The sequence below is a fragment of the Spirillospora sp. NPDC046719 genome, assembly GCF_040645715.1.
Classification (GTDB): Bacteria; Actinomycetota; Actinomycetes; order Streptosporangiales; family Streptosporangiaceae; genus Spirillospora.
Map to the genome: position 1 here is coordinate 1 of NZ_JBEYYT010000349.1, position 10,372 is coordinate 10,372.

Sequence of the window (10,372 nt, forward strand, 5' to 3'; positions counted from 1 at the left end):
CGCGGGCCGTCGAGCGCACCGTGGCGCGCACCTCCCTGCCGTCCCGCAGCAGCGCGGCGACCAGGTGCGTGCCGAGGTAGCCCGACCCGCCGGTGACCAGGACCCGGCTCATCGCAGGAGCTCCAGGCGGTCGACCGACTCCACGAGGCGCCGCGTCACCTCGGCCTCTCCGGCGGCGTCACCGCGGTCGCGGGCGTCCCACAGCGCCGCCTTGTCGCGCAGGTAGCCGAGCCGCGCCCGCCGGGCGGCGATCTCCGCCTCGACGCGCTCGGCGTGCCGCAGCAGCAGGTCGCGCTGCTCCCCCGCCGCGGCCCGGCCGCGAGCCCGGTTGGCCTGGTAGGCGCGCATGTCGCCGATCCCCACACCGGCGGCGCGGAGGCAGGCCAGCGCCTCCAGCACGTCGAGGTCCTCGACGCCGTAGCGGCGGTGCCCGCTGCTCTCGTCCCGCCGGATCGGCCCGACGAGCCCGACGTCCTCGTAATAGCGCAGCGTCGGCTCGCTGAGCCCCGTGCGCCGGGAGACGTCCTGGATGGTGAAGGTGCCCATGTCCAGCATGACAACACACCTCAAGCGCTTGAGGTCAAAGCTGGCCGAAGGTCCAGCCGATCGCCTGCCGCTGGAGCTCCTCCATGACGACGGAGTTGCCGGACGACGCGGTGGCGGGCTGCTGCGGGACGGCGCTCGCGTACGACACCGTCGGGTCGGCGGGGTCGGCCGGGTGAGCGAGCGCGCCGCCGAACCTCAGATCTCCGGCGAACCACAGCACGCCGTAGCCGTCGGTCATGGCATGCCAGGTGGCGCGCTGGAGCCGGGTCTTCATCACCCCCGCCACGTTCTGGTCCGGGTCCAGAAGGAACACATGGACGAGCGTCGAGGGGTTCACATGGTCGCGGATGAGTTCCACGCGGCATGGCCAGACCTGCCACGGCTGCTCGGCCAGAACCCTTCTGAGGCGGTGCGCCTCCGGTCCCGTCAGCCCCTCGCCGCCCGGGCCGCGCACCCGCTCCTGGCTCCTCGCCGCCAGCCATACGACCAGCAAGGCCGCCTCCCCGGCGAGCACCCCGCCCACGAGGCCGGCGAAGGACAGTTCGTCCCCGAGCGCGATGATCATGCCCACGGCCATCGCCGCGCCGCACACCGAGAAGATGACGAAGAGCACTCGGTCCAGGCGTGCGGCCTTGTCGAGCTGGCCGAGGACGGACGGGGTGGCGGTCGCCGCCGGCTCGGGAGAGACCGCGTAGCCGAACCGCCTGGCGAGCATTCCTACCTCCGATGACCAGCGGCTCCGAGATGCTTCCGATCATCATCCACGCACCGTGCGCGACCCAACAAGCGGGGCGGGATGACAGGAACCGGTCACCGGGGAGGGAACCTTTCCGGCACCCGCTCGGGGCGGTCAGGATCGGGGCGGTCAGAAGAGGTCCCAGAAGTCGGTGCGGCCGCGCAGCTCGTCCGCGGTCTCTTCGAGGATCACGCTGCCGGAGCGCATCGCGTAGGCGCGGTCGGCGATCTTCAGGGCCTGCTTGACGTTCTGTTCGAGGAGCAGGACGCCGATCCCCTCGTCGTCGGCGAGGGTGCGCAGGCGGCCGAAGATGGTCTCGACGACCGAGGGCGCGAGGCCGAGGGACGGTTCGTCCAGCAGCAGCAGGCGGGGCCGGGCCATCAGCGCCATGCCCAGGCTGACCATCCGCTGCTGCCCGCCCGACATCGAGCCGGCCGGTTGCCTCCAGCGCTCGTCGAGGATCGGGAAGAGCTCCTTCACCGTCGCGAGGCGCTGCGCGGTGCTGGAGCCGGACGGCGCGTTGGCGGCGCCCAGCAGGAGGTTGTCGTGCACCGACAGGTCGGGGAACACGAACCGCTCGGACGGGATCATGGCGACGCCCGCCGCGACGGCCTTGCGGACGGGCCGGCGGGTGGTGTCGCGCCCGGCGATCCGGACGGTCCCGGCGCGCGGGCGGACGGCCCCGAGCACCGCCCGGATCGTGGTCGTCTTGCCCGCGCCGTTGTGGCCCATCAGGGTCACGATCTCGCCCGCCTCGACGCGGAGGCCGACGCCGTGGAGCACCTCCTTGCGGCCGTAGCCGGCGACCAGGCCGCTCACGTCGAGCAGCGGCGCGCTGTTCTGGGACATCGGGTCCTCCTCGTCACTGGGCGCCGAAGTACGCCTCGGCGAGGCGGGCGGAACCGGTCAGCTCGTCGAGCGTGCCGGACGCGGTGATCTCGCCGAGTTCCATGAAGCAGGTGTGGTCGGCGAGCCGGCGGACGACGTCGAGGTTGTGCTCGACCAGGCAGACGGTGCGGCCCTCGTCCCGGACCGCCGCGACCATGGCGAGCATGGTCTCCACCCAGGCGGCGTCGACGCCGGAGGCCGGTTCGTCGAGCAGCAGCACCTCGGCCCGGGTCGCCAGCGCCCGCGCCAGCGAGACCAGCTTTGACTGGCCGTAGGACAGCGCGTCGGCCGGTGCCGCGGCCTGGTCCGCCATGCCGACGAACTCCAGCCACCGCATCGCCTCCGCGGCGGCCTCCCGGTCCGCGCGGGAGACGGCCCGGCCGGGCGCGAACAGCCGGCCGAGCCGCTCCCCCGGCTGGCCGGGAACGGCGAGCATGACGTTCTCCAGGCACGTCAGCCGGTTGAGTAGCCGGACGTCCTGGAAGGTGCGCGCCAGCCCGGCGCGGACGATCAGGTCCGGGCGCATCCCGACGAGCTCGGCGCCGTTCAGCGTCACCGAACCGGTGTCGGGGACGACGGTGCCGGTGAGCAGGTTGAACGCGGTGGTCTTGCCGGCGCCGTTCGGGCCGACGAGCGCCGTGACGGTGCCGCGCCGCAGTTCGAGGTCGATGTTCTTGGCGGCGGTGATGCCGCCGAAGCGCTTGGACAGCCCCTCGGCGCGGAGCACGACGTCGGCCTCGGCGTAGGGCGTGCGGTCGGCGGGCGCTGGACGCGGCGAGGTCCGCGCCCGCGGCTCGAAATCGGGCGCGGCGGGCGCGGCGGGCGCGTCAGGTATCGCGATCTTCCGGGGGCGCTCGCGGAACAGGCCCTGCGGCCGGACGAGCATGACGAGCAGCAGCAGGGCGCCGTACAGCACCACCTGCACGAGCGCGGCCTGGGTGCTCTGCACGGCGAGGACCTGGCGGAGCACCGGCTCGATCATTGTGAGGGCGACGCCGGCCGCGATCGAGCCGGCGAGGTTGGCGTTGCCGCCGACGATGACCATCGCGAACACCGCCATGGCGAGCGGGAACCCGTACGCCGACGGGGTCGCCTGGCCGAGCCAGCCGGAGTAGAGGCCGCCGACCAGCCCGGTCAGCCCGCTGGTGATCGCGAAGATGCCGATCTTGTAGCCGAAGGTGTTCTTGCCGAGCGCGCGGGTCGCCACGGCGTCCTCGCGGATGCCCTTGAGCACCTGGCCGTAGGGCGACTCGCCGAGGCGGCGGCAGACGGCGAAGACGAGGGCGAGCACCACCGCCGACGGGACCAGCCAGTCGGCCGGGGTGTCCAGCTCCATCCCGAACAGCCGCAGGCCGTCGACGCCGGTGATGCCCGTGACGCCGCCGAGCGCGTCGAAGGTGGCGAGGACGCCGATGATCCCGAGCGAGAACGCCAGCGTCATCAGGATGAGGAACTCCTCGGCGAGCCCGAGCGCGATCAGCCCGATCAACACCCCGAGGACGGTGGTGACCAGCACGGCGACGGCGAGGGAGGCGAGGTAGGGCCAGCCGTGCAGGCCGGCGAGGAAGCAGACGGCGTAGCCGCCGACGCCCGCGAAGGCGGCGTGCGCGACGGAGACCTGACCGGCGTAGCCGACGAGGAGGTTGACGCTGACGGCGAGGGCCGCGAGCAGCAGCGCCTGGTCCAGATAGTTGATCCACATGGCGTCAGACCTTCTCCAGCGGCACGGGACGGGCGGGGCGCGGGCGGGGCAGGCGGTCCTTCACCGCCAGGAACGCGAGGTAGGCGGTGAGGACGATGAAGACGGCGGTCTGCGTCCACTGCAGCGGCAGCCAGTTCGACGCCCACTGCTCCAGCAGGCCGAGCCCGATCCCGACGGGCAGCGCGCGCAGTGGCGACGAGCGGGTGCCCGCGAGGAAGGCCACCACGAACCCGTAGATGACCGTCGAGTCGCCCATGGTCGGCTGGACCGTGTAGAGCAGGCCGTACCAGAGCGCGCAGGCGCCGGAGATGAGACCGGCGACGGCGAAGCAGACGAGGTTGACGCGGCGGACCCCGATCCCCAGCACGGCGGCGAGGCCCGGGTTGCTTCGGACGGCCTTGATCGAGCGGCCGATCGGCGTGCACGCCAGGAACGCGGTGAGGGCGAGGACGAGGACGAGGCAGGTGGCGACCTGGTCGACGTCGAAGTTGGAGATCCGCGCCGAGCCGAGGTGGTGCTGCACCTGGTCCGGTCCGTAGAACGGCAGGCTGCTGGTGCCGAACTTGAGCTGGAGCAGGGCGATGCCCGCGGTGCTGACGCCGATCGAGGTCACCAGCACGGCGAGCATGGCGCGGTCGGCGGCGCGGCGGGCGACGGGCTCGTAGACGCCGAGTTCCAGCAGCATGCTGACGGCGACCGCGACGGCGAGTCCGGCGAGCGCCGACGGCCAGAACGGCGCGCCGAGACCGTCCATCACCCAGTAGGCGGCGTAGGGGGCGACGGTGTAGGTGAGCGCGTAGGCGAAGTGGAAGCGGTTGGTGACCCCGATGACGAGCGCCAGCCCGGCGCCGAGCGCGGCGTAGAGGGCGCCCCGCACGAGGCCGTTGACGGTCAGCTGCCAGAGTTCGCCGTCCAGCAGGTCGTGCATGGATCCTCCCGGATCGAGGGACCCGGGGGACGGCCGCTGCGGGCCGTCCCCCGGGAGGCGAAGCGGGTCAGCCCGCGAGCCGGAAGCCCCGGCCGTCGACGTCGTAGGTGGCGAGCGCCTTGACCTTGCCGTCCTTGTACTCGAAGACGCCCATGGGGCGGCTCGCGACGCCGTGCGTCTTCAGGTCGATCTTCAACGTGCCGACGGTGGCGGCGTCGCCGCCGTAGACCGAGGCGAACTGCGGGTCCTTCTCCAGCGCGGCCTTCAGCTGGGCGCTGTCGCCGGGGTCGCCGCCGGCCGCCTTGACGCGGCGGATGAGGTCCCAGACCATCAGGGTCTCCTCGTAGGCGTTGGCGGCGTAGAAGTCGGCCGGCTGCCCGTACGCCTTCTTGTAGGCGTCGGCGAAGAGCCTGGCCAGCGGGTTCGTCGGGGCGGACGGGTCGAAGTAGTCCATCGCGAACTTGAGGCCGTCGGAGTCGAGGACACCCTTGGACGCCTTGACGGCCTCCTGCGTGAACTCGATGCCGAGGAGTTCGCTCTTGATGCCGGCGGCCTTGGCCTGGGCGGCGAACGCGCCGGGCGAGGCGCCGCTGAAGGCGACCCAGAGCAGGTCCGGCGGGTTCTTCTTGATCTTGGCGATCATGCTCGCGAAGTCCTGGGAGCTCGGCGCGGCGGTCTCCCACAGGCCGTTGAAGGCCAGGCCCGCGGCGGCGAACTTCCCGGTCATGTCGGCCTTGATGGCGGCGTTCGCGGCGCCGAGGTCCACGCCGGCGAGGCCGACCGTCCGGCCCTGCGGGTGGGTGCGCTTGAACCACTCCAGCGCGCCGGGGACGGCGTCGGACGGCGCGACCTCGCGGGTGCCGTAGAAGTACTTCGTGCCCCGGGTGAAGACCTGCGCGCCGCCGACGCCGTCGAGGCTGAGGATCTTGTTCTTGTCGGTGTCGGCGAGCATCGCGCCGAGCCCGTCGCCCATCGAGGTGATCTTGGCGGGGACGCCCTCGGCGGCGAGTTCGGACGCGGCCTGCTTGGCGGCGACGGGGTCGGGGCCCTTGATGTCCTTGACGCTCGGGTCGATCGCGGGCCCGCCGGCCGCCTTGATCTGCTTCACCGCCAGCTCGATGGCGTTGCGCATCGACTGGCCGTTGCCGGCGGACGGGCCGGAGAGCGTGAGGGCGGCGCCGAGCTTGAAGGTGACGTCGCCGCCGAGCGCGGCGCCGTCCTGGAGCTTCAGGACCTTGACGAGGTCGGCGGCCTGGGTCTTGGCGTCCGCGGCGCTGACGCCGGTGTCGCCGGAGCCGCAGGCGGTCAGGCTCGCGGCCGCCGCCAGCGTCGCCATGAGGGGGGCGATCAGCCGCCGGCGGCGGCGATCGCTGCGAAGGGTGGGCATGGGTGTTCTCCGTTTCGCCGGCCAACGCCGGTGGCGTCGCCAGGCAGCCATACGCGCCACAATGGATCCGTATTGACCGCTACACGGACTGGAGCGATCACTACAGGGACGCGGTGTGACCGTACCCATGATGTGATGGTCGACACAACCCCCCGCCGGGGCGGAGTTCTCCGAGGTCCAGAGGAGCAGAGTGCAGATGCGGAAGACGGCACGGCGCCATCAGCAAGGCGAGGAGTCGAGGCTGCGGATCCTCGAGGCGACCCTCGCCATCGCCGCCGAGCGCGGCTACGACGGCACCTCGATCGCCTTGGTGACGGAGGCCACCGGGCTGCCGCCGAGCTCCGTCTACTGGCATTTCCGCAACAAGGACCAGCTGCTCGCCGAGACCCTGGAGTTCAGCTACCGGCGCTGGCGGGAGACCGCGCCGACCTGGCAGGAGCGGGTCAAGATCGGCGACCCCGCCGAGGAGGTCCGCGACCGGCTGCAGCGCGCCTCGCGCGCCATCGTCGACCGGCCCGAGTTCTGGCGGCTGGGCCTCATGCTCGGGCTGGCGAACCGGCCGAAGGAGCCGGCCGCGCGGCGCCGCTACATCGAGGTCCGGACCGAGACCCGCGCCGCCATCCGGACCTGGTGGGAGCAGGTGCTCGCCGCCGGCGACCCGGAGCGCCGGCGGGAGGTCGCCGACCGGATGGCCCGCTTCCACCTCGCCGTCATGGACGGGCTGTACCTCGGCGTCCGCTCCGACCGGGGCTGGGACCTGGAACGCCTGGTCGACCTGATCGCCGACGGCGTCTACGCCCAGGCCGGCGCCTGGCTCGGCGAGGCGGCGTGAGCACCGCGCCGTCCCCCTCCCCCCGGCCCGGCGACGACCGGGAGATGTCCCGCGTCCGCATCCTGACGGCGGCCGCCGAGATCGCCGCCGAGAACGGCTACGAGGGCACCACGATCTCGAAGGTCACCAAGCGGTCCGGCCTGCCGGCCAGCTCCGTCTACTGGTTCTTCCGGGACAAGGACCACCTGCTCGCCGAGGTCGTCCGGCACAGCTTCGAGCAGTGGATCGCCGCCGAGCCGCGCTGGGAGCGCGACCCGCGCGACGAGCGGACGCTGGCGGAGGGGCTGCGCGACATCCTGTCCCGCTCGACGCGCGGCCTGCCCGGCGCGCCGGACTTCCTGCGCATCGGGCACATGCTGCTGCTGGAGTCCCGCGAGGTCGAGGCGGAGGCGCGCCAGTACTTCCTGGCCGCCCGGGACGCGGTGGCCAGCAGCATCGCGGCCTGGTTCACCTCGTATTTCAGCACCGAGCTGCGGGCCCGCCGGCCCGAGCTCGCGATGGACCTGGCCCGCGTCGTGATGGCCTCGACCGACGGGCTCTTCCTGGCCCACCAGATCGACGAGTCCGCGGACGCGGACGACTTCATCACGATCATCGTGGCCGTCGTCGAGCAGGCCGTCGCGGACGCCGGACGGGCCTGAGCGCGGCCCCGGCGGGACGACCGGACGGCGACGCACGGTTGTCACGCCGGGGTCCGGCATGGCAATCTCTGTAGCGATCGCTACAGGGAGGAGTTCCCGCCATGCCCCTCACCGCCCACGGGACCGGCGCTCCGGTCATCGACCCCGCCCGCTTCCGCGACGTGCTCGGCCACTACCCCACCGGCGTCGTCGTGGTGACGGCCCTCGACCGGTCCGGTGCCGCCATCGGCATGACGGTCGGCTCGTTCACGTCCGTCTCGCTCGACCCTCCGCTGGTGGCCTTCCTGCCGGACAAGAACTCCGGCTCGTGGCGCGCGCTGCGGGAGTCGGGCGAGCGGTTCTGCGTGAACGTGCTGTCCGCCGACCAGGAGGACGTCTGCCGCGCCGTCGCCATGCGCAAGACGGACAAGTTCCACGACATCGCGTGGCGGCCGTCCCCCGCCGGCAACCCGATCATCAACGGCGCCGTCGCCTGGATCGACTGCGTCACCGAGCAGCTCCACGACGCCGGCGACCACCACATCGTCGTCGGCCGCGTCCTGCACCTGCAGGAGGGCGACGGCGAGACGCCGCTGCTGTTCCACCAGGGCGCCTACGGCACGTTCTCCCCGCACTAGCCCCTGGCCCCAGCGGCCGGCGAGACGCCGGCCGCCGCTACGACGACACCAGGCGGGACGTTCTCACCGCGCCCGGATGCCGTCGAGAACGAGCGAGACGACCGCCTCGGCCTCCGCCTCGGCCTCCGGGGAGGACCACTCCGCGGCGTGCAGCGGATCGTGGAAGCGGCTGGTCGCGTTGAGGACGGCCCGCGCGACCACCTCCGGCTCGCCGTCCGCGAAGTCGCCACTGGCGATGCCGTCGACGACGATGGCGCGGATCTGGTCGATCAGGAACGCGACATGGCCGGACGACACACTGCTGTGCTCCGCCGCCAGCACCCGGAAGGTGGCGAACAGCTCCGGGTCCTCCTTCGCCTTGGCCCACTTCGCGGCGAACATCGCGGTGAGCAGGCCGCGCAGCCGGTCGGGCGGGGACGACCCGGGAGTCCGGGCCGCGGCGGCGAAGTCCGCGCGCACCCGGTCGAGCCAGCGCCGGATCACGGCCTCGCGCAGGGCCGCCTTGGACGGGAAATGCCGGTAGACGCTCCCGTGGCTCACTCCCAGCAGCCGCGCGACGTCGAGCACCGTGGTCTTCTCCGGACCGTGGCGGCGCAGCACCTCTTCGGTGGCGGACACGATCGCCTCCGCGTCGAGCGGCTCTCCGCGCACCCGTCCTCCTCTTCGCACCGACGGCAATCAAACCATGCCGGACGCCCGCCGGCATCTGGCTGACAAATATTGAAATCTGTCATTCATCACTTGTACCGTGGAGCCGCCAGCGCGCCACCGCGGCCGTCCAGGGCGGCTCCGCCGGTCCTGCCGGGCGTGGTGTGCGCGACCACCGACGCGATCACCGACTGAGGAGACCTCCCATCAGCGCCCTCACCGCCGCGTTCGCCGGCCGCACCGTGTCCCGGATCGGGTACGGCGCGGCCCAGCTCGACCGCCTGCACGACCGCCCCCGCGAGGCCGCCGCGCTCCTGCGCCGCGCGATCGAGCTGGGCGTGGACCACGTGGACACCGCCACGTTCTACGGCTTCGGCTTCGCCAACGCGGTGATCCGCGAAGCCCTGCGCCCCGGCGACGACGTCCTCGTCGTCACCAAGGTCGGCGCCGATCCGGACCCCGGCGGGCGGCTGCCGCTGCGGATCGCGCAGCGGCCGGAGCAGCTGCGGGCCAGCGTCGAGGACAACCTGCGGAGCCTCGGCCTCGACCGGCTGCCCGTCGTCAACCTCCGCCGCCTCGACGCCGGCCCCGGCCTGCGCCCGGAAGGCGACCAGGTGGTCGACCTCGACGACCAGCTCGCGGTGATGACCGCCCTGCGCGACGAAGGCAAGATCGGAGCGATCGGGCTGAGCAGCGTCACGCTCGACGGCCTGCGCCGCGCCCTGCCCGCCGGGATCGCCTGCGTGCAGAACGCCTACAGCCTCGTCTCCCGCGATGACGAGGACATGCTGCGGCTGTGCGCCGCGGAGGGCATCGCCTGGGTGCCGTTCTTCCCGCTCGGCGGGGCCTTCCCCGGCCTGCCGAAGGTCACCGAGGAGCCGGCGGTCCGCGCCGTGGCCGAGTCGCTCGGCGTCACGCCCTCCCAGGTCGGCCTCGCCTGGCTGCTGCACCACGCCCCGAACATCCTGCTCATCCCCGGCACCGCCGACGCCGCCCATCTGGAGGCCAACATGGCGGTCGGCGGGATCGCGTTCGACGACGACGCCCGCGCCGCCCTCGACGCCGTCGAGTCCCGCTCCAACGACGTCCCGATCGGCCGGGAGCGGGCATGAGGGCGATCGTCCACCGCGACAACGGCGGCCCCGACGTCCTCCGGCTCGTCGACCGCGACCTGCCCGCACCCGGCCCCGGCGAGGTCCGCGTCCGGATCGCCGTCTCCGGCGTCAACCCGGCCGACCTGCAGGCCCGCTCCGGCGGCCCCCTCGGGTTCCCCGAGGTCACTCCGCACCTGGACGGCGCCGGCGTGATCGACGCGGTCGGCGACGGCGTCGATCCGGACCGGGCCGGGCAGCGGGTCTGGCTGTTCCTGGCCGCCGCCGGGCGCCCCACCGGCACCGCCGCCGAGTTCACCGTCGTGCCCGCCGAGCAGGCCGTGCCGCTGCCCGAC

General features: G+C 72.9%; 13 protein-coding genes. 5 read left to right on the plus strand and 8 right to left on the minus strand.

The window, feature by feature from the left end; all coding sequences use genetic code 11:
* From ABZ914_RS38350 to ABZ914_RS38380, 7 genes are all read right to left on the minus strand, one after another.
* Positions 1 to 112, minus strand: a 112-nt coding sequence (locus tag ABZ914_RS38350) for an NmrA family NAD(P)-binding protein (protein ID WP_500199369.1), incomplete at its 3' end; no start/stop codon positions are given.
* Entirely contained in the window at positions 109 to 555 is a 447-nt protein-coding gene (locus ABZ914_RS38355; protein WP_500199352.1) for a MerR family transcriptional regulator, read from the minus strand. The genes ABZ914_RS38355 and ABZ914_RS38350, both read right to left, overlap by 4 nt.
* Positions 556 to 580: 25 nt before the next feature.
* A complete protein-coding gene (locus tag ABZ914_RS38360; protein ID WP_500199354.1) occupies positions 581 to 1,261 on the minus strand; it encodes a hypothetical protein in 681 nt (226 codons plus the stop codon).
* 150 nt (positions 1,262 to 1,411) lie between these two features.
* Positions 1,412 to 2,131: an ABC transporter ATP-binding protein gene (locus tag ABZ914_RS38365; protein WP_500199355.1), complete on the minus strand. Its 720-nt coding sequence runs from the start codon at positions 2,129 to 2,131 to the stop codon at positions 1,412 to 1,414.
* A 13-nt stretch (positions 2,132 to 2,144) separates the two neighbouring features.
* The gene (locus ABZ914_RS38370) at positions 2,145 to 3,872 is read right to left on the minus strand and encodes a branched-chain amino acid ABC transporter ATP-binding protein/permease (protein ID WP_500199357.1); all 1,728 of its coding nucleotides are present in this window, start codon (positions 3,870 to 3,872) and stop codon (positions 2,145 to 2,147) included.
* 4 nt (positions 3,873 to 3,876) lie between these two features.
* Positions 3,877 to 4,800 carry a branched-chain amino acid ABC transporter permease gene (locus ABZ914_RS38375; protein ID WP_500199359.1) on the minus strand — a complete coding sequence of 308 codons (924 nt, stop codon included), beginning with the start codon at positions 4,798 to 4,800 and terminating at the stop codon, positions 3,877 to 3,879.
* 67 nt (positions 4,801 to 4,867) lie between these two features.
* Positions 4,868 to 6,187 carry an ABC transporter substrate-binding protein gene (locus ABZ914_RS38380; protein WP_500199360.1) on the minus strand — a complete coding sequence of 440 codons (1,320 nt, stop codon included), beginning with the start codon at positions 6,185 to 6,187 and terminating at the stop codon, positions 4,868 to 4,870.
* 196 nt (positions 6,188 to 6,383) lie between these two features.
* On the opposite strand from ABZ914_RS38380, the gene ABZ914_RS38385 reads away from it, so the two are divergent.
* The 3 genes from ABZ914_RS38385 (at position 6,384) to ABZ914_RS38395 (ending at position 8,277) form a co-directional block, all read left to right on the plus strand.
* Positions 6,384 to 7,019, plus strand: a complete 636-nt coding sequence (locus tag ABZ914_RS38385; protein ID WP_500199362.1) for a TetR/AcrR family transcriptional regulator — start codon at positions 6,384 to 6,386, stop codon at positions 7,017 to 7,019.
* Positions 7,016 to 7,660 carry a TetR/AcrR family transcriptional regulator gene (locus tag ABZ914_RS38390; RefSeq protein ID WP_500199364.1) on the plus strand — a complete coding sequence of 215 codons (645 nt, stop codon included), beginning with the start codon at positions 7,016 to 7,018 and terminating at the stop codon, positions 7,658 to 7,660. Before ABZ914_RS38385 ends, ABZ914_RS38390 begins: the two co-directional genes overlap by 4 nt.
* Positions 7,661 to 7,761: 101 nt before the next feature.
* On the plus strand, positions 7,762 to 8,277 hold the full coding sequence (locus ABZ914_RS38395) for a flavin reductase family protein (RefSeq protein ID WP_500199365.1): 516 nt from the start codon (positions 7,762 to 7,764) through the stop codon (positions 8,275 to 8,277).
* A 63-nt stretch (positions 8,278 to 8,340) separates the two neighbouring features.
* Here the strand turns inward: ABZ914_RS38395 and ABZ914_RS38400 are convergent, their stop codons facing one another.
* Positions 8,341 to 8,928 carry a TetR/AcrR family transcriptional regulator gene (locus ABZ914_RS38400; RefSeq protein ID WP_500199366.1) on the minus strand — a complete coding sequence of 196 codons (588 nt, stop codon included), beginning with the start codon at positions 8,926 to 8,928 and terminating at the stop codon, positions 8,341 to 8,343.
* 239 nt (positions 8,929 to 9,167) lie between these two features.
* On the opposite strand from ABZ914_RS38400, the gene ABZ914_RS38405 reads away from it, so the two are divergent.
* Together ABZ914_RS38405 and ABZ914_RS38410 are read left to right on the plus strand one after the other, a co-directional pair.
* Positions 9,168 to 10,037: an aldo/keto reductase gene (locus ABZ914_RS38405; protein ID WP_500199367.1), complete on the plus strand. Its 870-nt coding sequence runs from the start codon at positions 9,168 to 9,170 to the stop codon at positions 10,035 to 10,037.
* A partial coding sequence (locus ABZ914_RS38410; protein WP_500199368.1) for an alcohol dehydrogenase catalytic domain-containing protein occupies positions 10,034 to 10,372 on the plus strand: 339 nt, incomplete at its 3' end. The genes ABZ914_RS38405 and ABZ914_RS38410, both read left to right, overlap by 4 nt.